Below are 23,694 nucleotides of genomic sequence, written 5' to 3' on the forward strand. Positions count from 1 at the left end.
ACATGGGCGACAGTATTCTTTCTCAGGCAGAAATCGATGCGCTGCTCAACGGCGACAGCGATAAAAGTGATGATCCGCAACCGGGCATTGGCGGCGATAGCGATATTCGTCCCTATGACCCGAATACCCAGCGTCGCGTGGTACGTGAACGTCTGCAGGCGCTGGAGATCATTAACGAACGTTTTGCACGTCAGTTCCGTATGGGGCTGTTTAACCTGCTGCGTCGTAGCCCGGATATTACGGTCGGTGCGATCCGCATTCAGCCGTACCATGAGTTTGCCCGCAACCTGCCGGTGCCAACCAACCTTAACCTGATTCATCTGAAGCCGCTGCGCGGCACCGGTCTGGTGGTGTTTTCGCCAAGCCTGGTGTTCATCGCGGTGGATAACCTGTTCGGCGGCGACGGGCGTTTCCCGACCAAAGTAGAAGGTCGTGAATTCACCCACACCGAACAGCGCGTTATTAACCGCATGCTGAAGCTGGCGCTGGAATCATACAGCGACGCGTGGAAAGCGATTAACCCGCTGGAAGTGGAGTACGTCCGTTCTGAGATGCAGGTGAAATTTACCAATATCACCACCTCCCCGAACGATATCGTTGTTAACACGCCGTTCCACGTTGAGATCGGTAACCTGACCGGCGAGTTCAACATCTGCCTGCCGTTCAGCATGATCGAACCGCTGCGCGAGCTGCTGGTTAACCCGCCGCTGGAGAACTCCCGCAACGAAGACCAGAACTGGCGTGAAAACCTGGTCCGCCAGGTCCAGCATTCGCAGCTTGAACTGGTGGCGAGCTTCGCCGATATCCCGCTGCGGTTATCTCAGATCCTGAAATTACAACCCGGCGATGTTTTGCCGATAGAAAAACCCGACCGCATTATTGCCCATGTGGATGGTGTCCCCGTGCTGACAAGCCAGTACGGCACGATTAACGGTCAGTATGCGTTACGCGTTGAGCACTTGATCAACCCGATTTTGAATTCGCTGAATGAGGAACAGCCCAAATGAGTGACATGAACAATCCGTCCGATGAAAACAGCGGAGCACTGGACGATCTGTGGGCTGACGCGTTAAACGAGCAAAAAGCGACCCCGGCCAAAAGCGCAGCGGATGCCGTATTCCAGCAGCTCGGCGGCGGTGACGTCAGCGGCACGCTGCAGGACATCGACCTGATCATGGACATCCCGGTTAAGCTGACCGTTGAGCTGGGACGCACCCGTATGACCATTAAAGAGCTGCTGCGCCTGACGCAGGGTTCCGTGGTGGCCCTTGACGGTCTGGCCGGTGAGCCGCTGGATATCCTGATCAACGGCTATCTGATTGCCCAGGGTGAAGTCGTAGTGGTTGCCGATAAATACGGCGTACGCATCACCGACATCATTACCCCGTCTGAACGTATGCGTCGTCTGAGCCGTTAAGCATGAAAACCCAGGCAACAATATCACAGCCTTCTGCCGTTCCCGGCTCACCTCTGCTCCAGGTGAGCGGGGCGTTGTTCAGTATTATTGCCTTTATTCTTATCGCCGCCTGGCTGGCAAAACGCTTTGGCCTGGCGGGTAAAACCGCCGGTGCCCGCGGCCTGAAGGTCAGCGCCAGCACCACCCTGGGTCCACGCGAACGCGTGGTCATCGTCGAGGTGGAAGATGCGCGTCTGGTTCTGGGCGTAACGGCCTCAAACATCAGCGTATTACACAAGCTGCCGCCCGCCCCTGTTGTGGTGGACGAGCGCGCAGAGGCCCCTGCGGATTTTCAGTCCGTCATGAAGAGTTTGCTTAAGCGTTCCGGGAGATCCTGATGCGCCGTTTGTTATCCCTGACGCTTGCGGGCGTTGCCCTGTTTGCTCCCGCGGTCTATGCACAGCTGCCCGGTCTGGTCTCAACCCCTCTCGCGGGCGGCGGACAAAGCTGGTCACTTCCCGTTCAGACGCTGGTGTTCATCACCTCGCTGACGTTTATTCCGGCCATCCTGCTGATGATGACCAGCTTCACCCGCATCATCATCGTTTTCGGTCTGCTGCGAAACGCGCTGGGCACCCCTTCCGCTCCGCCAAACCAGGTTCTGCTCGGGCTGGCGCTGTTTTTGACCTTTTTCATTATGTCGCCGGTGATCGATAAGATTTATACCGACGCCTATCAGCCGTTCAGCGAAGACAAAATCTCCATGCAGGAGGCGCTCGATAAAGGCGCACAGCCGCTGAGGGAATTTATGCTGCGCCAGACGCGCGAAGCCGACCTGGCCCTTTTCGCCCGCCTGTCCAACACCGGTGAGCTGCAGGGACCGGAAGCGGTGCCAATGCGTATTCTGCTGCCCGCCTATGTCACCAGCGAGCTGAAAACCGCGTTCCAGATTGGCTTTACCATTTTTATTCCGTTCCTGATTATCGATCTGGTGATCGCCAGTGTCCTGATGGCGCTCGGGATGATGATGGTGCCGCCCGCGACCATTGCCCTGCCCTTTAAGATCATGCTCTTTGTGCTGGTCGACGGCTGGCAGCTGCTGGTCAGCTCGCTGGCGCAGAGTTTCTACAGTTAAGGAACGGCAATGACACCCGAATCGGTCATGATGATGGGCACGGAGGCGATGAAAATCGCGATTGCCGTTGCCGCGCCGCTGCTGCTTGTCGCGCTGGTTACCGGTCTGATTATCAGTATTCTGCAGGCCGCCACCCAGATAAACGAAATGACGCTGTCATTCATCCCGAAAATCATCGCCGTGTTCGTGGCGATCATCGTAGCCGGGCCGTGGATGCTGAACCTGTTGCTGGACTATATGCGCAACCTGTTTACCAACCTGCCGTACATCATCGGCTGACCTGACGATGCTGCACTTCACCAGCGACCAGTGGGTTCAGTGGCTCGGCGTCTACTTCTGGCCGATGCTGCGCATCATGGCGCTGATCTCCACCGCCCCCATTCTCAGCGAGAAATCGATACCCAAGCGCGTCAAGGTGGGACTGGGGATTATTATCTCCATTATCGTCGCGCCCTCTCTGCCCCCCGTGGATATTCCGATCTTCTCGGCGAACGCGGTGTGGGTGGCCTTGCAGCAGGTTATGATTGGCGTCGCCGTCGGCTTTACCATGCAGCTGGCCTTTGCCGCCGTGCGTACCGCGGGGGAACTGATTGGCCTGCAGATGGGGTTATCTTTTGCCACGTTTGTCGATCCCGGCAGTCATCTCAACATGCCCGTTCTGGCGCGCATTATCGATCTGCTCGCCATGCTGCTGTTCCTGTCGTTCAACGGCCATCTGTGGCTAATCTCCATGCTGGTGGACACGTTCCATACCCTGCCGATTGGCGAAAACCCGGTGAACAGCAACGCTTTCCTGGCGCTCACCCGAGCGGCGGGGCTGATCTTCCTGAACGGGCTGATGCTGGCGTTACCCATCATCACCCTGCTGCTGACCGTCAACCTGGCTTTAGGTTTACTCAACCGAATGGCGCCGCAGCTTTCGGTGTTTGTCATTGGTTTTCCGCTGACGCTGACGGTCGGAATTTTATTAATGTCATTACTGATGCCACTGATCGCTCCCTTCTGTGAACATTTATTCGGCGAGATATTCAACCTGTTAGCGGATATTGTCAGCGAGCTGCCACGTAAATAATAGCCCTCACTGTTGCTATTGTCTTTCTGAGGATATTCCTAAAATAAAATGCGAAAAACATCTTCCAGGATATATCTGACGCGGTTTAATTGTTTCTAACCACCTCACAATACTTAATATTTACTTTACTTTAAGAAGATTCCTGGCAAATTATACGTAACTTTACGGGATAGTGAGTCCGCCTGAAAGTCTTTGTCATGCTCACAGGTTTATTATTTTTTTCCATCCCGTATGGCTGTTTTGAGCTCTCAGGCAGATGGTGAATTATCGTTACGCATTGAGTGAGGGTATGCCATGTCAACGATCATTATGGATTTATGCAGCTACACCCGGCTAGGGTTAACCGGGTACCTGGCAAGCAGAGGGGTAAGAAAGAGAGACATCAACGATGCACACACCGTTGACGAACTCGCAGCCGCTTGTGACGAACTAAAACCAGGCGTGGTGTTTATTAATGAGGACTGTTTCATTCACGATCCAGCCAACAGTCAGCACATTAAGCAAATCATTAATCAGCATCCAAAAACCCTGTTTATTGTTTTTATGGCGATCGCGAATATCCATTTCGATGAGTATTTGTTGGTCCGTAAAAATTTATTGATCAGTTCTAAATCGATTAAACCCGAGTCGCTGGATGACATTTTGGGTGATTATTTGAATAAAGAAGTTAAAAATGTAGGAGCGGTTAACTTACCCACCCTATCATTAAGCAGGACTGAATCAAGTATGCTGCGAATGTGGATGGCGGGACAAGGAACTATTCAGATCTCCGACCAGATGAATATTAAAGCGAAAACCGTTTCGTCACACAAAGGAAATATTAAACGGAAAATTAAAACGCATAATAAGCAAGTGATCTACCATGTGGTACGCCTGACCGATAATGTGACGAACGGGATTTTCGTCAACATGCGTTAGTCGCTTAAGACCCTGTGCGCCCTACCTTTGATCTCTGGCCTGGCCAGAGATTTTTGCTTCTGCAGAGGATGTCGGGCCGCGATGTGCTACCCGACACCGTGTTAGTCTGCTTTCTCAACAAAGATACCGTCAGGATGCCCCAGTTCGTTAAAAAACCAAATGCCGAGCGGGTAGTCTTCCAGTGATACCAGGTACATTGTCCCTTCACTAAACTCTTCAATTGCCAGCACCACACCCGGGCGGCGCGGCCCACCGTCCGTTTTAACGGTTACCCGATCGTTGACCTTCATACATTCCTCCTCTGGTTTTGAGCCAGTGTAGAACAAAACGCAAAAACGCACATCGCCGCCCGGCGTGAATGGCGTTTTTATACACAGGCTATACTTAACCCTGGACACGTTTGCAGGTTGAAAGAGGAGTCCCGCAATGAAGACCGATAAAGAGTACAGCGACACCATCAAGCGCGAAGTCGAGGTGGATGTCGATGCCCTGCTGGCCGCCATCAATGAGATCAGTGAGTCAGAAGTCCGCCGGTCGGACGACAATTCGGACCGCGTCATTGTCAACGGAAGGGATTATCACACCTATCGTGAGCTGGCGGAGGCCTTCGAGCTCGATATTCACGACTTTAGCGTGTCTGAAGCCAATCGTTAGGGCGAAAAAAATCCCGGTCATGGGGATGACCGGGATCAAAACTTGCTTATGCAAGAAGCACTTGAAAATTCGTTACACCAGGAAATCTGATGTACAAGCCACACTATCCCCAACGAATTTGTCTGACAAGCATATATTCTTATGCTGAATATAATATTTTTAACATAATGCTTTTCGCTATGAGCAATAACATACGCCGAATGCGGGTTTGCCAGGGAATACTCTCATTTCTCCTGTTAACAATTCGGTTATTTTTTAGGAATTTTCTTAGATAAGGACGCAGCCGTTACCGGGAGCCACTATGCCTTCACTGCGGGATAACTTGCTGATTTTTTCTGACTTGGACGGCTCGTTGCTGGATATTCATACCTATGAGTGGCAACCCGCCATGCCCTGGCTGGACAAACTGCTGGATAATCAGATTCCGGTCATTCTCTGCAGCAGCAAGACCGCGGCAGAGATGCTGGATATCCAGCAGGATCTTGGGCTTGAAGGCTTGCCTTTTATTGCCGAGAACGGCGCGGTGATTCAGCCTGACGTGCGCTGGGATAAGGTTCAGCGCCAGACCAGAGGGATGACACATCGGGATATTCGTCCTCGGATCGAGCAGATTCGTCTGCAGACGGGCTTTAAATTCACCACCTTTGACGATGTGGATGAGCACGTTATCAGCGAGTGGACCGGGCTGACGCGCTACCGTTCGTCGCTTGCCCGCAAGCATGAAGCGTCCGTCACGCTCATCTGGCGCGATACCGACGAGAAAATGGTTCAGTTTGAAGAGGAACTGGCGAATATCGGCCTGAAATGCCTGCAGGGTGCGCGGTTCTGGCATATTCTGGACGCCCGCTGCGGCAAAGACGTAGCGGTGAACTGGCTGATTGAACAGTATGGCGAGCAGGACGAGATCGAGCCCACCACGCTGGGGCTCGGCGACGGTCCTAACGATGCGCCGCTGCTCGACAGCGTTGACTTCGCGGTGGTCATCAAGGGGATTAACCGCCAGGGCATCACGCTACGGGATGATAACCCTGCCCGCGTTTATCACACCCAGCAGCCCGGCCCGGCAGGCTGGCGGGAGGGGCTGGATCACTTCCTGTCCTGATCTCGCCACACGACCCGGTTACGCCCGCTCTGCTTGGCCTCATAGAGCCGGACGTCCGCCACGGACTGCAGCTGCTCAAAATCGTAGTTACCCGCTTCATCCGCGCTGCTGACCCCCAGCGACGCGCTGATGCGCAGGGTCGTGCTCTTCTTCACCAGGATCTCCTTACTGTTGATTCGGCAACGAATGCGATCCGCGACGCCTCTCGCCTCCTCCAGACCAATCCCCGGCAGGACGACGCAAAACTCTTCCCCGCCCACGCGCCCTGCCACATCATTCTTGCGTAACGCGCTGGCAATCAGTCCTGCCGTGTGGGAGAGCACCTTATCACCGGCCTGATGGCCGAAGCGGTCGTTGATGTTTTTAAAATGGTCGAGATCAATCTGAATCACCGAGAACGGCAGCGACTGCTGGCGACAGGTTTCTGCCAGCATTTTTGCGTGGTCGAACAGCGCGCCGCGATTATTCAGCCGCGTAAGCGGATCGTGCCAGGCCTGCCACTGGAGGGAGTGCTGAAGCGTATACATGTTACTCACCATCCGGCGGATCACCAGCCACGAGATCAACAGCATGGCGGTAAAGAGCGCCCACAGCAGCGCCAGTACGATACTGATGCTACCGAAGTCGTCCTGTACCCCTTCATGCAGAGTGTGGATCCGCAGGACGACGCCATCGAAGTGATCGAGCCGCTCCCAGGTAATAAACCGGCTCCCGAGGCGGATACCGCCGCCGGTATCATGCTCAATCGCCTGGGCAATCTGCGCCGCTTCGCGTTCGTCAAAATGGTTAACCGGGCTTCCCGCGTGGGCTGAGGTGGCGATCATATTTAGCCGGGTATCATACAGCTGATACTCTCCCTCCGTTCGGTCTTCCGTCGCATCGGCCAGCAGACGCTGCATCGTGCTCAATGTAAAGTCCATCGCCACGACGCCGTACCAGTAACGATCGAAATAGATGGGGACGCTGGCGGTGATCGTTCGTTCATCCCCGGTCCAGGATGAAGGCGTGGAGATAAACCAGCGCACGGCGCGGGCGCGGTTGTTACGTTCTGACTGCTGGGTAAACCAGGACTGCGTGACCAGATTATAATAGCGGGCGGTAATATCACCCGCCCGATCCGGCGTATCCGTGGAAAGGAAAAATCCGGCGCGGGAGACGTAGATCACTCGCGCTTCCGTTTGCGCTCTCGACGACGCCAGTCTGAGCAAATAGCCCACTTCGAGCGCGGCAGAAATTTCATGGCTTATGCGTTCAGCGTCCCGATTGAGAAGCGTGGTTTTTTCGACAAAGGCGTCCGAGACCCCGTTAATGGGAAGGGTACGTTTTTTATCAACGGCAAGCTGCCAGGTGGGGAGCATGCGGACGGTATTAAAGCGTGACACCGCATCCTGTAAGACTTCAAAGGCCAGCGGCGTCTCGATTGCGTCATGCATGCCCTGGCGAAATAACAGCAGCCTGTCGATGCTGTTCTGTAACTGCCTGTCCAGAGAACTGGCCACCGTATCCAGATGATTGCGCTGGCTGGAGATGTATGCCTCTTCCAGCACCACCACCTCACGCCAGGTAAGTAGAGTGGAAAATACCAGAACGATCAGAAAACAGAGATTAACAATCCGCCCCGGATTGCTACGCTTATGCAGCCATTGCAAAAAAGATTGTCTTACAACAAAGGTATCGCGCTGCACACACACTCCATGATCGCTACCTAACACCCAGTACTAGAGATAAAAACGCCCGGCAAAGCCGGGCGTTATGTGATTAAGCCTTGTCCCGCTTGTGCTGCCCATCACCCGGCTGAAGCTCATCTTCACGGAATGCTTCCCGCTTGATGCTATAGCCATCGTGCCACCGGCATTCCACCATTCCGCTGGAATACCCGGTGACGATCATACGTGGGCCACCCTTTTTAGGCTTAACTTCATCACTGACCAAAAAGACCATACCTGCCTCCTGTATCAGGGTGAAACTGTTTCAATTTAGACGAGGAATGGTCTTTTTGCATCCTGCCGCGGGTAACAATTAGTGCGACGTGCCGCGAATTTTCTCAACCAGCTTCACCGCCGCGACGACGATAGCGCCAATGATAAAGCCCAGCACAAGATTCAGCAGCGTAGGCAGAATTGCCGCGATAACGGCCCCCTGCGTGGAGGAGAAATGTTCGATGGCATGGTGCAGCGGCGCAATACCGTGAACCACAATTCCGCCGCCCACGAGGAACATCGCCAGCGTGCCCACCACCGACAAACTCTTCATCAGCCAGGGCGCCAGCACCAGCAGGCTTTTGCCGATGCCTCTTGCTACCGCGCTCGACTTTTCTTCCAGCCAGTAGCCAATATCGTCCAGCTTGACGATCAGCCCCACCAGACCGTACACGCCCACGGTGACCAGAATCGCAATGCCGGAGAGGATCAGCACCTGGTTCAGAAGCGGCGCGTCAGAGACAATCCCCAGCGTAATCGCGACGATTTCCGCAGACAGGATAAAGTCGGTCCGAATGGCGCCTTTGACCTTATCACGCTCGAAGGTTTTCGGATCCTGCGCGGCCAGCGCTTCAAGACGCTGCTGGCGTACCTCCGGCGTATCGCTCTGCTTGCGCGCGCTAAAGGAGTGGAGCACCTTCTCCACGCCCTCGAAGCAGAGAAATGCCCCACCGATCATCAGTAACGGCGTGATGGCCCAGGGAATAAACGCGCTGATCAGCAGCGCCAGCGGCACCAGGATCACCTTATTCAGGAAGGAGCCTTTCGCCACGCCCCACACCACCGGCAGTTCACGGTTTGCCCTCACCCCACTCACCTGCTGCGCGTTAAGCGATAAATCATCGCCCAGCACGCCTGCGGTTTTCTTCGCCGCCAGTTTCCCCATCACTGAAATGTCGTCCAGTAGGGTGGCTATATCATCCAGCAATGTTAATAAGCTACTTCCTGCCAAAATCTTAATCCTTCATTTTTTGGTAATTAAGTGAATAGTATGGAGCAAAAGCGCAAACCCGGAAACAGGCACCTTACGTCAACAAAAAATTCACATCAGCTACACAATTAAAGGGCTCGCCAGCGCGATAGTTTTCGCGTTTACTATCAGCGACCTTTTTATTTCGACGTGAGGGATTATGCGTTTCCGGCAATTGCTACCGCTCATCGGGGCACTCTTTTCGCTGTACATCATCTGGGGCTCAACCTACTTTGTCATTCGCATCGGCGTGGAAAGCTGGCCGCCGCTGATGATGGCGGGTATCCGCTTCCTTTCGGCGGGCATCCTGCTGCTGGCCTTCCTGATGCTGCGCGGGCATAAGCTTCCCCCGCTGCGCCCGATGCTGAATGCCGCCCTGATCGGCCTGCTGCTGCTGGCTGTGGGGAACGGATTTGTGACGATTGCCGAGCACCAGAACGTACCGTCCGGGATCGCCGCCGTGGTCGTTGCCACCGTACCGCTGTTTACCCTGTGCTTCAGCCGCCTCTTTGGTATCCGCACCCGCAAGCTGGAGTGGCTGGGTATTGGGATTGGCCTTGCCGGCATCATTCTGCTGAATAGCGGCGGTAACCTGAGCGGGAATCCGTGGGGTGCAGTCATCATCCTGATTGGCTCGATGAGCTGGGCGTTTGGTTCCGTGTACGGTTCGCGTATCGAACTGCCTACCGGCATGATGGCGGGCGCAATCGAGATGCTTGCCGCCGGGATTGTACTGCTGCTCGCCTCCATGCTTACGGGAGAAAAGCTGACAACCCTGCCGCCGCTGTCGGGCTTTCTGGCGGTAGGCTACCTGGCGCTGTTCGGCTCTATCATCGCCATTAACGCCTATATGTTCCTGATCCGCAATGTCTCTCCGGCTGTCGCCACTAGCTACGCTTACGTCAACCCGGTCGTGGCCGTGCTGCTCGGGACTGGACTGGGGGGAGAAACGCTTTCTCCAGTGGAATGGATTGCATTAGGGATCATTGTGTTTGCCGTCGTGCTGGTCACGCTGGGCAAATATTTGCTGCCGGCAAAACCGGTGGTCACGCCTTGCGAGGCGGAGAAACCGTAAGCAGGTGAATGCCTTGCGTGTCGATCTGCGCGGTCTGGCCGCCGCCGCAGATCCACTCTTCAAGCCGTTCGGTCAGATCGGTATCATTCAGCTTTAATCTGCCTCTCAGCGCACACTCCCAGACAATCAGCACCCGCCAGCCCTGCTCAATAAGCGTCGAGAGGTCCCGCTTGTCGCGCTCGACGTTTTTAGCAATCTTATCCAGCCAGAAATCGGTGCGCGTCGCGGGGACTTTAAACAGGTAGCAGTCGTGATGGTGCCAGAAACAGCCGTGGGTAAAGATGATGCACTGCCAGGCGTCGATGACGAAATCCGGGCGTCCCGCCAGGGTGGGATCCTGCACGCGGAAGTCAAACCCCGCCTGCGTCAGCAGCGCGGCCAGGCGCTTTTCAATCGCGGTGTCACGCGTGCCGATGGCACGCATGTTTTTGCTGCGCGTCGCCTTATCGTGAACGTCCGTCATTGACGGCCTCACTCTGGCGGAGCGCCACCGCCTGCCTGATGCGCGAGGCCAGCAGCTTTGCGACCGCCGCAAACGCGGGAACGACCACCGAATTACCAAACTGCCGGTACGCCTGGGTATCCGAAACCGGAATGCGGAAACCGTAGCCTTGCGGCGTTTCAAAACCCATCAATCGGGCGCATTCCCGCGGCGTTAAGCGTCGCGGACGGTGACGCTGGTTGTGCGGATCGTCGAAATCTTTTTCACCCAGCGCTTTGTCCCAGCCTCTGTCGATCAGGATTTCCGCGCCGTCTTTGTAGTAGCGAGCAGACAGCGTGCGGGTGACGCTGTGCGGATCGTTAGGGTTTACCATCCCAAAGCCGAAGCCGTTGCCTTTCGCCTGGTGCTTCTTGGCATAGCGGTAAAGGTATTTCCACAGCACCGGGGTCAGGATAAATTTCGCGTCGACGACCGGTTCAAGAAGATCGGCCACGGTGGGACGGCGCTCGGGATACAGAGAAGGAATATCCCGCAGGGTGAAATCCCCTTTCAGATTGAGATCGCGGCGGAAGCCCACCAGCACGATACGTTCGCGATGCTGGGGCAGGAAATGTTTCCCATCAATGATTTTAGGATCGTCCGCGCCCATGTCCTCTGAATCGGCCACGTCATAACCCAGCTCATCCAGGGTTTGCATGATAATGCGGAAGGTTTTCCCGCCGTCGTGGCTTTTTAAGTTTTTGACGTTTTCCAGTACAAAAATGGCCGGACGACGGGCGTCAATAATGCGCGCCACATCAAAAAAAAGCGTTCCCTGCGTATCGCAGGCGAAACCGTGGGCGCGTCCAAGGGCATTCTTTTTGGAGACGCCCGCCAGCGAGAAGGGCTGACAAGGGAAGCCTGCCAGCAGCACGTCATGCGCCGGGATCGTCTGACGAATGTGCTCGGCGGCCTGTTCATCGCTCACGCCGCTTTTATGGCTCAGGGTCACATCGCGGATATCCGCGTTGAAATGATGCTCGTTCGGATCGCAGTACCAGTTAGCCTTGTAGGTGCGTACGGCATGTTTGTTCCACTCGCTGGTAAACACGCACTGTCCGCCGATGGCTTCAAAACCGTGCCGAATGCCGCCGATACCGGCAAAAAGATCGATAAAGCGGAAGGCATAGTTCGGGTGCGCGGCAGAAGGTCGCGGAAGCAGGTTTTGCAGATAATGATACTCGCCTTCACTCAGGCGACGCCCTGCTCGCTCGCTGGTCAGCAGGCGTTTAAGGATCGCCGGGCTCCAGTGGCTCTCGCCGTGCTCCACCAGCAGGCTGGCCAGCGTTTTAGCATCATAGATATCCAACAGCTGGCGCAGTAAGGCCTGCACCGTTGCCGTTGATTTCTCAGCCTGCGCGGGCGCGGGCTCTGTCACTGATCGATTTTCCTGCATTCTTTTAACCGGAGAATAAAGACTGGGAACAGATTACCACAGTTCAGTTGCGCAAACTGCGACGGAAACGGCTCAGCACCTGGCTATCCAGCCCGAGGCAGTCGCCGTGTAATTCGGCGCTGAGTTTCGCCATAAACTGGATCAGGAAATCGGCATTGTGACGTGCCAGTTCGCGGCCCATGTCCGTTTGCATTGTATCAGGCAATCGCAGCAGCTTGGTCTGAAAATGGTCGAGGGCAAACGCACGGTCGTCGAGGGGACGCGCATCGGCGAAGGGATCGTTAGCATCAAAAAGCGACACGCCCAGCGCGCCCGAGACGGCAAAAACGCGCGCCAGGCCGATAGCGCCTAACGCTTCCAGCCGGTCTGCATCCTGCACAATTTTGGCCTCCATGCTCTGCGGCGCAATCCCGGCGCTGAAGCTGTGCGCCTCAATCGCGTGCCCGACGGCGGCAATATGCTCTGGCGGAAAGTCCGGGAAGTCGTGGCGCAGAATGTCGCTCGTCTTAAGCGCCGCGAGCCGTGACGACCGGCTGCGTTCAGGATGATTTTTCGGCAGGCTGACAATATCGTGAAAATAGCATGCGGTCAGAATCACCAGCGGCTCGACCATGTGGTGAACCATGATTTTTTGCGCCGTCATCCAGACCCGACGAAAATGCGAAATATCATGTGCGGTATCGTCGGTGCTGTGATTCTCCTCGAGCCAGTGCTCAAATCGTTGCTGCCACCGGGCAAGTTCCATCGTCATGTCCTGTCGTCTAAAAGAGAAAGAATTATAACACAGGTAAATTAAACCAATTAAAAAATAGAAATTCGAAATACTTAATAATAATTACACCCTATAAATTCAAGCAACTAATTCACAGGAAAAATAAAGAGACTAATTGAAATATTTAGCAATATTTAAAAGGTTTTAATTACATTTGTTTTTAGAACTAAATAACACATCCTGGAATAGTATCCATCCTGTAATTGCGGAGAGTGATTACATATATTCATATAAATTATCTTTCAAGGGAATATATAATGAAAAGAAAAGTTTTGGCAATTATTGCACCTGCATTATTAATTGCAGGCATAGCAAATGCGGCTGAAGTTTACAACAGCAATGGCAATAAACTCGACCTGTACGGTAAAGTAGATGGTCTGCATTATTTCTCTGACGACACGGGTTCAGATGGAGACGTAAGCTACGTTCGTCTGGGCTTCAAAGGCGAAACGCAGATCAACGACCTGCTTAGCGGCTATGGCCAGTGGGAATATAATATTCAGGCTAACAAAACAGAGAACTCAGGCAATCAGTCATGGACACGCCTTGGCTTCGCTGGTCTGAAATTTGGTGAATACGGTTCATTCGACTACGGTCGTAACTACGGCGTGGTTTACGATGTTGAAGGCTGGACCGATATGCTGCCTGAGTTCGGCGGAGATTCCTATACCTATACCGATAACTTTATGACCGGCCGTACAAACGGTGTTGCAACCTACCGTAATAATGATTTCTTTGGTCTGGCTCAGGGCCTGGATTTCGCTATTCAGTATCAAGGCAATAACGAAAGCGCCTCTAACGATCAGGAAGGTACTAACAATGGCCGTGATATCCGCAAAGAAAACGGAGACGGTTGGGGTATTTCAACCTCCTACGATTTCGGTATGGGATTCAACGCCGCCGCTGCATATGCTTCATCTGACCGTACCAACGACCAGGTTACCAAAACAACAGCCGGTGGTGACAAGGCTGACGTCTGGACTGTTGGCTTGAAATACGATGCCAACGATATCTATCTGGCAACCATGTATGCAGAAACCCGCAATATGACGCCTTACGGTGACTTCGGCGTTGCTAATAAAACTCAGAACTTTGAAGTGACAGCGCAGTATCAGTTTGATTTCGGCCTGCGCCCTGCGGTCTCTTTCCTGATGTCTAAAGGTAAGGATCTGAATTCCTTCTACGGAAGTGATAAAGATCTGGTGAAATATGCTGACGTGGGTGCGACCTATTATTTCAACAAAAATATGTCCACCTATGTTGACTACAAAATCAACCTGCTGGATGAAGATGACAATTTCTACAACGCGAATGGCATCAGCACCGATGACATCTTAGCAGTCGGTCTTGTTTATCAGTTCTAATCCCCAAAATACCAAAGGCCGCAATTGCGGCCTTTTTTATTTCTTCATTTTTATTATGGCGCTTCCTGCAGCGCCACCCGAATAAACCCGTTATTCTGCGCCAGCAGTTCATGGGCCTTCCACGCATCCAGCCCTGTGAGCACCATCAATACCGCCGTTTTACAGTGATGGTTACAGCTCTCCAGCGCGGCTTTTGCTTCAGCCCGGGAGCATCCCCCCGCTTCCATCACGATGGCGATTTGGCGTTCGGCCCATTTGGTGTTGCTTGCCTCAAGATCCACGCGCAGGTTGCTATAAACCCGTCCGGTCCGAACGGCCAGCCCTGTAGCGATCATTGAGAGGATCATTTTCTGCGCGATCCCCGCTTTGGTGTTGATATAGCCTGCGACGACATCGGCACCCAGCTCCGGAGCGATAACCATGCTCGCCAGATGCGCGGCTTCACTTTGCGCATCGCCGGTAATGATGGCCACAGGCGAACCCAGCGACCACGCATGGCGCATTGCCCCCCAGACCCACGGCGTTTTTCCGCTGACGGTCACGGCCAGCATCATATCGTGTTCACCAAACTTAATGGCCTGCAGATCGGCAACGCCGCGCTCGTAGCTCCCTTCCCCTTCTTGTGCCGTAACGGCAATCACCGGGGTTTTGCCCGGCGCATACTCATCGGTAACCTGTTGCGCAACGCGCCCAGACGGCCCCTCGCCAACGATGACCAGGCGACCGCCGTGGCTGAGCGCCGCGGCGGCGTTGTCTACCACGCGTGCAATAGTATCTAAACAGGGGGTAATAGCAGCAGAAATGAGTGCATCATCCTGGTGAATGACTTTCAGCATGTCCAGCGTGGACAATCTATCAATATTCATCGTGCTGGCGTGCCGTCTTTCCCTGACCGAACCGGTAAGCATAACGCTCATAAACAGCCTCCTTATTATGAGTACCCACACACTATAAAGTGTTTTATATAGATGACCTGCGAGGAGGGTCACGAAAAGAGGACCAAATCCACGCCTTTACATGGCTTTAAGAAAAGCGCGTCATCGGCGATAATTACCCCCTTTCTTAATCATCGCGGAGTGTTGATGAGCGATTTGCAGCCTTTCCTTCCGACGCGCAAGCGCCCCATGAAACTCAATACGCTGGTCACGCTGATGGTGTGCGCGATTATTGCCTCTGTGCTGCTGGTGGTCTTTGCGCTCTACTCCGTACAAATCACCCGGGCGACCCGTGATGATGTTAAAGATACTGCGCTCGGCATTGCCCGCACCCTCGCCGACAGCCCCGAGATACAGCGCGGCCTGATGCAGGCACCGCAGGAGAATATTATTCAGCCTATCGCCCAGGCGGTGACGAAGCGAAACGATCTGCTGTTCACCGTGGTCACCGATATGCGCGGGATCCGCTATTCACACCCGAACGAGGCGCTGCTGGGGCTGCATTTTATCGGCGATGATTTAACCCCTGCGCTGGAAGGCAAAGAGAACGTATCGGTTAACCGGGGCGCGCTCGCCGAAGCGCTGCGCGTTTTTACGCCCGTCTACGACGGCCAGCACGAGCAGATCGGCGTGGTGGTAGTCGGTATCTCCCTGAATAAGGTTGAAGAGCAGATTGCCCGCGGGCGGCTAAACGCCGTCTGGACCATTTTATTCAGTATTTTTATGAGCTCCATGGCAATTTGGGGTCTGGTGCGGGTACTGAAACGCATCCTGTTCGGGCTCGAACCTTACGAAATTTCCGCCCTGTTCGAACAGCGTCAGGCAATGCTGCAGTCGCTTCGCGAAGGGGTTCTGGCCGTCGATATTCACGGGCGCGTGACGATGATCAACCAGACCGCCAGAGAAATATTGCTTCTCCCCTCCGGCAAGCAGACCGTAAACGCCAGCGCGCCCCTGCTGGCCAGCCTGCGTGACGTCTCGAAGACGGGCGTTGCGCGCCAGGATCAGGAGATCAGCTGCAACGGTAGGCTATTGCTGTGCAACATGGTCCCCGTGAAAAGTCAGGATCGGGTGATCGGCGCCATCACCACCTTTCGTGATAAAACGGAAATCAGCCAGCTGATGCAGCGTCTGGACGGCATGGTTAACTACGTCGATGCCCTGCGCGCCCACACCCACGAGTTTATGAATAAACTGCATGTGATACTCGGCCTGCTGAATATTAAGCGCTACGACAAGCTGGAAGAGTACATTCTCCAGACGGCACATCATTACCAGACGGATATCGGTACGATACAGAGCAAGGTAAAATCCCCGGTGGTTGCCGGGTTCCTGCTGGGTAAAATCAACCGGGCGAAAGAAGCGGGCGTCACCCTGACGCTGGCGGATGAAAGCCAGATACCGGATACCGCAAGTGAAGAGCAGGTCGCGGTGCTGATCACCGCGCTGGGCAACCTCATTGAAAATGCGCTCGACGCGATGGAAGGACAGCAGGAGGGCGAGATCGGCCTGCTGCTGCATTATCAGAACGGCTGGCTCAGCTGTGAAGTCAGCGACGATGGCCCCGGCATTGATCCCACTCAGCTGGAGTCTATTTTTACAAAGGGCTTCTCAACAAAAGGTGAAAACCGCGGCGTTGGGCTGTTCCTTGCTCGCCAGCAGATTCAGAACCTTGGCGGCGATATCTCCGTCGAGTCTGAGCCCGGCGTATTTACCCAATTTTTTGTTCACATCCCCTGGGATAGCGAGAGGAAAATCGCGTGATAAATGTGTTAATTGTCGATGATGACGCCATGGTGGCCGACCTCAACCGTCTGTACGTCAACCGCGTTGAAGGCTTTACCTGCTGTGGCGTCGCCTCCACGCTAAACCAGGCCGAGGCCATCATTAATGACCCCAGCCATCCTGTCGATCTGGTGCTGCTGGATGTCTATATGCAGCAGGATAACGGGCTGGATCTGCTGCCCGTCATTCGCGCATCCGGCCGCCCAATCGACGTGATCATGATCACCTCGGCCGCCGACGCCGCCACGATCCAGACCTCCATTCACTACGGCGTGGTGGATTATTTGATCAAGCCGTTCCAGTTCCCGCGCTTTGAAGAGGCGCTGAACGGCTGGAAGGCAAAGCACAGCCTGATGGGGTCGCATCAGTATTACGAGCAGGCGGACGTCGACCGTCTGATCCACGGCGGGGCACCGGAACTGGCGGACAGCAAAAAGCTGCCGAAAGGGTTAACGCCGCAAACGCTTCGCACGATTTGCCAGTGGATTGACGCACACCCGGAGACGGAGTTTTCTACCGACGATCTGGCAAACGCGGTCAATATTTCCCGCGTGTCCTGCCGCAAATATCTGATCTGGCTGGCGCAAATCAATATTCTGTTCACCAGCATTCACTACGGCGCCACCGGGCGTCCGGTGTATCGCTACCGCCTCCAGCCGGAGCAAACGGGCCTGCTCAAGCAATACTGTCAGTAACGCGGTAGGTATCATCCAGCAGGGTAAAGCGGAAGTGGTGTGCTGAAGAGAACACCACTTCTTTTGTTTTGGTCACAAAGATCGCTTCTATGTCGGGACGCGCGCGCAGCGCAGCGCGGCCCTTCTCCACGCCCATGCCGTACATCAGCGTGGTCCAGATATCGCCGTCGATGGAATCTTTTGAAATGATGGTCACGCTGTCCAGTTCGTTATCGAGCGGGTAACCGGTGCGCGGATCGAGAATGTGGTGATAGCGTTTGCCGTCTTGTTCAAAGTAGCGCTCGTAAGTTCCCGACGTGACGACGGACAGGTTCTCTACGACCATCGTGCCGATCAGCGCATCCCCGGCGAACGGTTTTTTCAGCCCAACGCTCCAGCCCCCTTCCGGGGAGCCTAAGGTCTGAATGTTTCCGCCGAGGTTAATCAGCCCCAGCTCCGCGCCCTCTTTATGCAGGTAATCCCGCACCCTGTCGGCGATGTAGCCTTTGGCAATCGCCCCCAGATCGATCTCCATCCCCGCCCGGGTCAGAAACACGCTGCTGCTGGCCTCATCAAGGAGAACATCCTCGGGGCGGGTAATCGCCAGCAGCGAGGCGATTTCATCGGCAGGCGGAACGCTGTCCCCCTGAAAGCCAATTTTCCAGCGCTTCACCAGCGGACCGATCGCCAGGTTAAAGGCGCTGTCCTTGAGCAGGCTTGCCGCTTTTGCACAGCGGATCAGATCAAACACCGGCCGACTGACGGTGACCGGATGCTGGCCCGCCGCATGGTTGATGTCCATCACCTGCGAGCGCGCGCGGTTGACGGTGAGCAGGTCTTCATACTGTTTGATCAGGCGAAACACGCGGGACGCGAGGGCTTCGTCATGGGAGAAGAGCTTCAGGAGGATGGGAGACCCCATCAGGACGGCGGAGTAGCTGTAAACGCGATGGCTATCAGGCATGGCAGGAGTCCTCAGCTGTAGCCCCCGGCTGGCACCGCGCCGCCGGGGAAAATGCCGGATAGCGCTGCGCGTATCCGGCCTGGGAAGCAGGTGCCTTACATCTTTTTCGAACGCAGAGCCGCCTGATGTCCTGCAAGGGTACCAAAAATAATGATATCTGCCACCGCGTTACCGCCGATACGGTTAGCACCGTGGATCCCGCCGACCACTTCACCGGCTGCAAACGCGCCTGGCAGCACGTTGTGGTTGCTATCCAGCACGCAGGTTTCGGTGTTGATGGTCACGCCGCCCATGGTGTGGTGCACGCCCGGCGCAATCTGAATGGCGTAGAATGGCCCTTCATTGATTGGCGCACGCAGCGCGGTGGTACGACCAAAGTCGTCATCGTGCTGTTTTTCAACGAAACCGTTGTAACGTTCCAGGGTCGCCAGGAAAGCGTGGTGATCCATACCGAGCGCTTCCGCCAGGGCTTTAGGCGAGCTGGCGCTGGTCACGAAGCCTTTGGCGATGTACTCATCCGCAGCTTTGTTTTTGGCGCGTACGTGCTCGTCAAAGACGATGTAAGCGTATTTCTCCGGCAGCGCGATGATTGACGCCGAGACTTTATCGCGGGTCGACATTTCGTTGTAGAAGCGCTCCCCTTTCTGATTGACCAGAATCGCCCCGCCCCCGCGGATGGATTCGGAAATCAGGTACGAGGTTTTCTGCTCAACGGTTGGGTGAATTTGAATCTCGCCCATATCGACAGTGCCAGCCCCGATGCGCTCTAGCAGCGCGATACCGCCACCGGTCGCCCCTTTGTGGTTGGTGGTGACGAAACCTTCCAGATCCGGACGGTATTTCACGACCATCTGGCTGTTGGCGCTGAAGCCGCCTGTGGCGACAATCACACTTTTCGCTGCCACGGTGACAGTTTCATTCTCTTCGGTGGTCAGGCGCACGCCGGTGACTTCACCGTTTTCGAAGATAATGTCGCTGACGGAGGTATCCAACATTACCTCGATGTTGCGTTTGTTGACGTTACGCACCAGGCCGCTAATCAGGTAACCGCCCACCGCAGAACCGTCTTTTGGACGGTGAGTACGGTCAATGCTCATCCCGCCGGTGGTGGTGATGTCGTTCAGCATGATGCCGCGGGTTGCCAGCCACTCAATCGCCTGCGGCGCGTTCTCGACGAAGCGGCGCAGCAGTTCCGGGTTGTTCTTGTTGCCGCCGCCTTTCAGGCTTTCCTGGTAGAACAGCTCTTTGCTGTCCTGAATGCCCTTCACGCGCTGGAAGCGGGTTTCGGCAGCGTTCATACCGGCAGAGGCTTTAATGGTGTTCCCGCCGATGGTCGGCATTTTCTCGACGATCAGCACGCTCGCGCCTTCGTCGTGAGCCTGAATCGCCGCCGCCAGCCCGGCGCCGCCGCTGCCGACAACCACCACGTCCACGCTGCGGGTTTCGTTCGGGTCAACGCCCTCTTCCGCGGCCAGCGCTTTGCTGGATTTCAGCATCGCTTTAGAGACCGCTTTCTTCACCGCTTCACTCTGGCTGGTTGCGCCGGTGATGGCATCCACGTGCGGAGTATTAGCATCCAGAATGCGGGTACGGATCTCTTCAAAGCTGGTGACGAACTCAACGTCTTCGCTCGGGCCGGAGGCCAGCTCGATGTCCGCAATGCGGTCGGTTTCCAGGCTGACGTTAATCACCAGTTCGTTAGCGTCATCCTGCACTTTCTCAGCAAAGGTACCCGGTTTGAATTTTGATTCGCCCATGCTCATGTCGCGGATCATCGCTTCCACCAGCGAGAAGCGCCACAGCGGTTCAGGAATGTTCAGCGCCTCGCGCTGGGTGCTGTCCATAAACAGCTCAAGGCTTTCGCCGGCCGCGATGCGGTCTGCCCAGTCCGGATAAGCGATGGTGGCGCGGCCAACGGCAATCAGGTCGTAGCCGTGGTCGAGTGCTTCATTGGCATCGGCGGCATTCACTACGCCGCCCACGCCCATGACCGGAACCTGCGCCAGCGTTTCAGAACGCATCGCGCAGTATTTTTCGATAAGCGGCGTCGGGTCCTGGGTGTCGACAATGGAAGGACGCAGGGTCGCGCCGACGGAGAAGTGCAGGTAATCCACGCCGCGCGCCGCCAGTTTTTCCAGCAGGTACATGGTGTCTTCAAAGCGGATGCCCGGCACTTCAAGCTCTTCAGGGGAGAAGCGATAGCCAATAATAAAGGCGTCGTCCGCGTACTGGCGCACCATTTTGTGGGTGATGTCCAGAACCGCCAGCGGGAACTTCGCGCGGTTATCGCGGCTGCCGCCCCACTCGTCGTCACGCTGGTTAGAGTTTGGCGAATAGAATTGCTGAATCAGATAGGTGTTTGCCCCGTGGATTTCCACGCCGTCGAAGCCGGCCTGGATGGCGCGGCGCACCGCTTCACCAAACTTGCCGATCATGCCTTCGACTTCTTCGCCAGTCAGCGCCACGGGCGTTGCAGCGCCCTCACGCGGCGCGGCAACAGCGCTTGGACCAACCGGCGTACGGCCACCGATCAGTTTCGGGTCAACCATGCGGCCGCCGTGGTAGATCTGCAGCAGGGCCTTAGAGCCTTTAGATTTAATCGCCTCCGCGATTTTCGCCAGCCCTGCAATTTTCTCGTCATTATCAATCCCGATCGCGCCCGGGAAGGCCAGACCGAGATCGTCGACGAAGCAGCATTCCACAATGATGGTGCCGATACTGCCGGAGCGGGCACGATAGTACTCCACCAGTTCGCTGGTAACGGTGCCGTCGTAATAGCCGGTGCAGGTGGTCATAGGGGCCATTAACAAACGGTTTTTCAGTTCAGTGCCATTCGGTAATGTGAAGGGGCTAAGAATGCGTTCGTTAGTGCTCATAATAGAAACTCCAAACTTTTAAAAAATTAAGAATTCGTTATCGGATTGATTTTTTAGTTCGTCGTTATTTGCCGATGTCATAATATTAATATAATGATTTTTTTAGTTTCTAAAGTTATTACGTTAGTTAAAAAACTATTTAATCCCTGCAATAACACAAATAACACATTGGTGTTAGCGAATGTAATTCAGTCATTCACAATAATTTAAAATTAGTTAAATAAAAATTGGTAAAACCAATTTCCATCACACTTGCAAAACCTTTAAAAACAGCAACATAAAAAACAAAGAAAACATAGATGTTACGAAAATGATAAAACAAACCAATAAAACAGGCAATACCCACATACGCCTGAGTGGTTATTAATAAAAGCATAAAAATAACGCTGCAATTCTGTTTTTTTGATCGCGATCAATAGTTATGGCATCCAAAAGCGCAATATAAAAACATCATCAATTTTTAATTTAGCGCCTCCACAAAAGCGTTAAATTGCTATTACTGAAAATACAAAACCGCACCTTTAATAACTAAAGAAAGCAAAGAAACTTAAGAAAGTGATTTTGTTTTTCAGTACGACCGAATCTTTGACAACTTAAGACGTGAAACTATGAATACAAAAACTGCTGTAACGCCCCCTGTGGCGAACCAGGCATCAAATGGAAACGCAAAACGTCTGCTGATGATGGCACTGCCCGTCATCGTCGCCGTACTGCTGCTGTTTGTTCCGGTACCGGAAGGCCTGCCTCCTTACGCGTGGCACTACTTCGCAATCTTTGTCGGCGTGATCGTCGGTTTGATCTTCGAACCGCTGCCGGGTGCGGTGATCGGTCTGACCGGCGTGGTCGCCATTGCCCTGTGCAGCCAGTGGGTGCTGTTTAGCCCTGAACAGCTGGCCGATCCGAAATTCAAGCTGGCAGGCGCCTCCTTTAAGTGGGCGGTGAGCGGGTTTGGTAACTCTACCGTCTGGCTGATTTTCGGTGCCTTTATGTTCGCCGCAGGCTATGACAAAACCCGCTTCGGCCGCCGTCTGGCGCTGATTCTGGTGAAATACCTCGGCCGTCGGAGCCTGACGCTCGGTTACGCAATTACGTTTGCTGACCTGCTGCTGGCGCCGTTCACCCCGTCCAACACCGCACGTAGCGGCGGGACCATCTACCCGATCATCGCTAACCTGCCGCCGCTGTACGGTTCAAAACCTAATGACCCAAGCGCGCGTAAGATTGGTTCGTACCTAATGTGGGTGGCGATCACCGCGGCCTGTATCACCAGTTCAATGTTCCTCTCCGCCCTCGCGCCAAACCTGCTGGCCCTGGCGCTGGTGAAAAGTACGGTTGGGATTGATATCTCCTGGGGCACCTGGTTCCTCGCCTTCCTGCCGCTGGGTATCCTGCTGATTCTGACCATGCCGCTGCTGGCATACTGGTTCTACCCGCCTGAAGTTAAGGTCAACAACGAAGTGCCGCTGTGGGCGACCCGCGAACTGGAAAAACTCGGCAAACTGTCCCGCAATGAAATTCTGCTGCTGGTGTTCGTGTGCTGCGCGCTGCTGATGTGGATCTTCGCCGCCGCGTGGATTGAACCCGCTATGGCTGCCCTGCTCATCGTCGGCCTGATGCTGTGGACCGGCGTACTGGAGTGGAACGACATCACCGGTAACAAAGCCGCGTGGAACACCTTCGTCTGGTTCGCCACCCTGGTTGCGCTGGCGGACGGTCTCTCCTCTACCGGCTTTATCAGCTGGCTGGGTAAAGAAGGCGGTCTGCTGATGAGCGGTATCTCTCCGGGCGTGGCGACCATCGTCCTACTGCTGGCGTTCTACCTGCTGCACTACCTGTTTGCCAGCACCACCGCGCACACTACGGCGCTACTGCCAGCGATGCTGACCATCGCTTCCACCATCCCGGGCATGAATATGGAAGTGTTTGTTCTGCTGATGGTGACCTCGCTGGGCGTGATGGGGATCATCACCCCGTACGGTACTGGTCCAAGCCCGATCTACTACGGTAGCGGCTACCTGCCAACCAAAGACTACTGGCGCCTCGGCACCATCTTCGGTGCTATCTTCCTGGCGGCCCTGCTGCTGATTGGCTATCCGTGGATGTCCATGATGTTCTGATTCCTGACCGCCGGACTTCTCCTCCGGCG

The 23,694-nt window shown here is 54.8% G+C and carries 23 protein-coding genes and 1 pseudogene; 14 read left to right on the plus strand and 10 right to left on the minus strand.

The genetic code is table 11. The features are described from left to right. Positions 1-2: 2 nt before the first annotated feature. From fliM to rcsA, 7 genes and pseudogenes are all read left to right on the plus strand, one after another. The gene (gene fliM, locus LRM19_RS16140; RefSeq protein WP_008500320.1) at positions 3-1,007 is read left to right on the plus strand and encodes a flagellar motor switch protein FliM; all 1,005 of its coding nucleotides are present in this window, start codon (positions 3-5) and stop codon (positions 1,005-1,007) included. Then, the gene (fliN, locus tag LRM19_RS16145; RefSeq protein ID WP_008500318.1) at positions 1,004-1,417 is read left to right on the plus strand and encodes a flagellar motor switch protein FliN; all 414 of its coding nucleotides are present in this window, start codon (positions 1,004-1,006) and stop codon (positions 1,415-1,417) included. Before fliM ends, fliN begins: the two co-directional genes overlap by 4 nt. Before the next feature lie 2 nt (positions 1,418-1,419). Further along, positions 1,420-1,794 (plus strand): flagellar biosynthetic protein FliO, encoded by a 375-nt coding sequence (gene fliO, locus LRM19_RS16150; protein WP_271369443.1) that lies wholly within the window; start codon positions 1,420-1,422, stop codon positions 1,792-1,794. Beyond that, on the plus strand, positions 1,794-2,531 hold the full coding sequence (gene fliP / locus LRM19_RS16155; protein ID WP_023619313.1) for a flagellar type III secretion system pore protein FliP: 738 nt from the start codon (positions 1,794-1,796) through the stop codon (positions 2,529-2,531). Before fliO ends, fliP begins: the two co-directional genes overlap by 1 nt. 9 nt (positions 2,532-2,540) lie before the next feature. Further along, positions 2,541-2,810, plus strand: a complete 270-nt coding sequence (gene fliQ / locus LRM19_RS16160; protein ID WP_008500315.1) for a flagellar biosynthesis protein FliQ — start codon at positions 2,541-2,543, stop codon at positions 2,808-2,810. Positions 2,811-2,817: 7 nt separating this feature from the next. Continuing rightward, positions 2,818-3,610: pseudogene (fliR, locus tag LRM19_RS16165) on the plus strand (flagellar biosynthetic protein FliR); the annotation flags it as partial. A gap of 287 nt (positions 3,611-3,897) precedes the next feature. After that, positions 3,898-4,521: a transcriptional regulator RcsA gene (rcsA, locus tag LRM19_RS16170; RefSeq protein WP_008500313.1), complete on the plus strand. Its 624-nt coding sequence runs from the start codon at positions 3,898-3,900 to the stop codon at positions 4,519-4,521. A gap of 101 nt (positions 4,522-4,622) precedes the next feature. Here rcsA and dsrB read toward each other — a convergent pair whose 3' ends face one another. Beyond that, a complete protein-coding gene (gene dsrB, locus LRM19_RS16175) occupies positions 4,623-4,811 on the minus strand; it encodes a protein DsrB (protein WP_008500312.1) in 189 nt (62 codons plus the stop codon). A gap of 136 nt (positions 4,812-4,947) precedes the next feature. On the opposite strand from dsrB, the gene yodD reads away from it, so the two are divergent. Further along, on the plus strand, positions 4,948-5,175 hold the full coding sequence (gene yodD, locus LRM19_RS16180; RefSeq protein ID WP_008500310.1) for a YodD family peroxide/acid resistance protein: 228 nt from the start codon (positions 4,948-4,950) through the stop codon (positions 5,173-5,175). 301 nt (positions 5,176-5,476) lie between these two features. Further along, entirely contained in the window at positions 5,477-6,277 is an 801-nt protein-coding gene (locus LRM19_RS16185) for a mannosyl-3-phosphoglycerate phosphatase-related protein (protein ID WP_133294725.1), read from the plus strand. Here the strand turns inward: LRM19_RS16185 and dgcQ are convergent. The 3 genes from dgcQ to LRM19_RS16200 all read right to left on the minus strand — a co-directional run bounded on the left by dgcQ (position 6,262) and on the right by LRM19_RS16200 (position 9,208). Continuing rightward, positions 6,262-7,962: a cellulose biosynthesis regulator diguanylate cyclase DgcQ gene (gene dgcQ, locus LRM19_RS16190; protein ID WP_271369444.1), complete on the minus strand. Its 1,701-nt coding sequence runs from the start codon at positions 7,960-7,962 to the stop codon at positions 6,262-6,264. The genes LRM19_RS16185 and dgcQ overlap by 16 nt on opposite strands. Before the next feature lie 73 nt (positions 7,963-8,035). Then, on the minus strand, positions 8,036-8,218 hold the full coding sequence (locus LRM19_RS16195) for a YodC family protein (protein ID WP_008500307.1): 183 nt from the start codon (positions 8,216-8,218) through the stop codon (positions 8,036-8,038). A gap of 78 nt (positions 8,219-8,296) precedes the next feature. After that, the gene (locus tag LRM19_RS16200) at positions 8,297-9,208 is read right to left on the minus strand and encodes a DUF808 domain-containing protein (RefSeq protein ID WP_008500306.1); all 912 of its coding nucleotides are present in this window, start codon (positions 9,206-9,208) and stop codon (positions 8,297-8,299) included. Between the two features lie 178 nt (positions 9,209-9,386). Here LRM19_RS16200 and yedA point away from each other — a divergent pair, with 178 nt between their 5' ends. Continuing rightward, on the plus strand, positions 9,387-10,301 hold the full coding sequence (gene yedA, locus LRM19_RS16205; RefSeq protein ID WP_271369445.1) for a drug/metabolite exporter YedA: 915 nt from the start codon (positions 9,387-9,389) through the stop codon (positions 10,299-10,301). On the opposite strand, the gene LRM19_RS16210 is transcribed toward yedA, so the two are convergent. From LRM19_RS16210 to LRM19_RS16220, 3 genes are all read right to left on the minus strand, one after another. Continuing rightward, a complete protein-coding gene (locus tag LRM19_RS16210; protein WP_115875734.1) occupies positions 10,273-10,764 on the minus strand; it encodes a very short patch repair endonuclease in 492 nt (163 codons plus the stop codon). The two genes, yedA and LRM19_RS16210, sit on opposite strands and share 29 nt — an antisense overlap. After that, complete coding sequence (locus tag LRM19_RS16215; protein ID WP_271369446.1) at positions 10,745-12,160, minus strand: DNA cytosine methyltransferase; 1,416 nt, start codon at positions 12,158-12,160, stop codon at positions 10,745-10,747. Before LRM19_RS16215 ends, LRM19_RS16210 begins: the two co-directional genes overlap by 20 nt. A 61-nt stretch (positions 12,161-12,221) precedes the next feature. After that, complete coding sequence (locus LRM19_RS16220) at positions 12,222-12,923, minus strand: phosphohydrolase (RefSeq protein ID WP_127731528.1); 702 nt, start codon at positions 12,921-12,923, stop codon at positions 12,222-12,224. Between the two features lie 284 nt (positions 12,924-13,207). On the opposite strand from LRM19_RS16220, the gene ompC reads away from it, so the two are divergent. Continuing rightward, positions 13,208-14,314 (plus strand): porin OmpC, encoded by a 1,107-nt coding sequence (ompC, locus tag LRM19_RS16225; protein WP_127731530.1) that lies wholly within the window; start codon positions 13,208-13,210, stop codon positions 14,312-14,314. Positions 14,315-14,367: 53 nt separating this feature from the next. Here the strand turns inward: ompC and LRM19_RS16230 are convergent, their stop codons facing one another. Next, a complete protein-coding gene (locus LRM19_RS16230) occupies positions 14,368-15,231 on the minus strand; it encodes an N-acetylmuramic acid 6-phosphate etherase (protein WP_127731532.1) in 864 nt (287 codons plus the stop codon). A 165-nt stretch (positions 15,232-15,396) separates the two neighbouring features. Here LRM19_RS16230 and LRM19_RS16235 point away from each other — a divergent pair, with 165 nt between their 5' ends. After that, positions 15,397-17,013 carry a sensor histidine kinase gene (locus LRM19_RS16235; RefSeq protein ID WP_271369447.1) on the plus strand — a complete coding sequence of 539 codons (1,617 nt, stop codon included), beginning with the start codon at positions 15,397-15,399 and terminating at the stop codon, positions 17,011-17,013. Then, complete coding sequence (gene dcuR / locus LRM19_RS16240) at positions 17,010-17,729, plus strand: two-component system response regulator DcuR (protein WP_045908149.1); 720 nt, start codon at positions 17,010-17,012, stop codon at positions 17,727-17,729. Before LRM19_RS16235 ends, dcuR begins: the two co-directional genes overlap by 4 nt. Here the strand turns inward: dcuR and LRM19_RS16245 are convergent. Together LRM19_RS16245 and LRM19_RS16250 are read right to left on the minus strand one after the other, a co-directional pair. Then, the gene (locus LRM19_RS16245) at positions 17,710-18,672 is read right to left on the minus strand and encodes an FAD:protein FMN transferase (RefSeq protein WP_271369448.1); all 963 of its coding nucleotides are present in this window, start codon (positions 18,670-18,672) and stop codon (positions 17,710-17,712) included. The two genes, dcuR and LRM19_RS16245, sit on opposite strands and share 20 nt — an antisense overlap. 95 nt (positions 18,673-18,767) lie before the next feature. Beyond that, the gene (locus LRM19_RS16250; protein WP_271369449.1) at positions 18,768-21,548 is read right to left on the minus strand and encodes a flavocytochrome c; all 2,781 of its coding nucleotides are present in this window, start codon (positions 21,546-21,548) and stop codon (positions 18,768-18,770) included. A 608-nt stretch (positions 21,549-22,156) separates the two neighbouring features. Between LRM19_RS16250 and LRM19_RS16255 the strand changes: the two genes are divergently transcribed. Next, a complete protein-coding gene (locus tag LRM19_RS16255; RefSeq protein ID WP_023325580.1) occupies positions 22,157-23,665 on the plus strand; it encodes an anion permease in 1,509 nt (502 codons plus the stop codon). Positions 23,666-23,694 lie beyond the last annotated feature (29 nt).

Source organism: Enterobacter sp. PI-10 (genome assembly GCF_027947695.1).
Classification (GTDB): Bacteria; Pseudomonadota; Gammaproteobacteria; order Enterobacterales; family Enterobacteriaceae; genus Enterobacter; species Enterobacter vonholyi.

Excerpts from the sequence above, each read along its gene's own strand:
- yedA (WP_271369445.1), top strand. The coding sequence starts at position 9,387 with ATGCGTTTCCGGCAATTGCTACCGCTCATCGGGGCACTCTTTTCGCTG.
- LRM19_RS16210 (WP_115875734.1), bottom strand. The coding sequence starts at position 10,764 with ATGACGGACGTTCACGATAAGGCGACGCGCAGCAAAAACATGCGTGCC.
- dsrB (WP_008500312.1), bottom strand. The coding sequence starts at position 4,811 with ATGAAGGTCAACGATCGGGTAACCGTTAAAACGGACGGTGGGCCGCGC.
- LRM19_RS16245 (WP_271369448.1), bottom strand. The coding sequence starts at position 18,672 with ATGCCTGATAGCCATCGCGTTTACAGCTACTCCGCCGTCCTGATGGGG.
- fliN (WP_008500318.1), top strand. The coding sequence starts at position 1,004 with ATGAGTGACATGAACAATCCGTCCGATGAAAACAGCGGAGCACTGGAC.
- LRM19_RS16235 (WP_271369447.1), top strand. The coding sequence starts at position 15,397 with ATGAGCGATTTGCAGCCTTTCCTTCCGACGCGCAAGCGCCCCATGAAA.
- LRM19_RS16195 (WP_008500307.1), bottom strand. The coding sequence starts at position 8,218 with ATGGTCTTTTTGGTCAGTGATGAAGTTAAGCCTAAAAAGGGTGGCCCA.
- LRM19_RS16185 (WP_133294725.1), top strand. The coding sequence starts at position 5,477 with ATGCCTTCACTGCGGGATAACTTGCTGATTTTTTCTGACTTGGACGGC.
- ompC (WP_127731530.1), top strand. The coding sequence starts at position 13,208 with ATGAAAAGAAAAGTTTTGGCAATTATTGCACCTGCATTATTAATTGCA.
- rcsA (WP_008500313.1), top strand. The coding sequence starts at position 3,898 with ATGTCAACGATCATTATGGATTTATGCAGCTACACCCGGCTAGGGTTA.
- LRM19_RS16220 (WP_127731528.1), bottom strand. The coding sequence starts at position 12,923 with ATGGAACTTGCCCGGTGGCAGCAACGATTTGAGCACTGGCTCGAGGAG.
- LRM19_RS16255 (WP_023325580.1), top strand. The coding sequence starts at position 22,157 with ATGAATACAAAAACTGCTGTAACGCCCCCTGTGGCGAACCAGGCATCA.
- fliM (WP_008500320.1), top strand. The coding sequence starts at position 3 with ATGGGCGACAGTATTCTTTCTCAGGCAGAAATCGATGCGCTGCTCAAC.
- fliP (WP_023619313.1), top strand. The coding sequence starts at position 1,794 with ATGCGCCGTTTGTTATCCCTGACGCTTGCGGGCGTTGCCCTGTTTGCT.
- fliO (WP_271369443.1), top strand. The coding sequence starts at position 1,420 with ATGAAAACCCAGGCAACAATATCACAGCCTTCTGCCGTTCCCGGCTCA.
- LRM19_RS16250 (WP_271369449.1), bottom strand. The coding sequence starts at position 21,548 with ATGAGCACTAACGAACGCATTCTTAGCCCCTTCACATTACCGAATGGC.
- yodD (WP_008500310.1), top strand. The coding sequence starts at position 4,948 with ATGAAGACCGATAAAGAGTACAGCGACACCATCAAGCGCGAAGTCGAG.
- fliQ (WP_008500315.1), top strand. The coding sequence starts at position 2,541 with ATGACACCCGAATCGGTCATGATGATGGGCACGGAGGCGATGAAAATC.
- LRM19_RS16230 (WP_127731532.1), bottom strand. The coding sequence starts at position 15,231 with ATGAGCGTTATGCTTACCGGTTCGGTCAGGGAAAGACGGCACGCCAGC.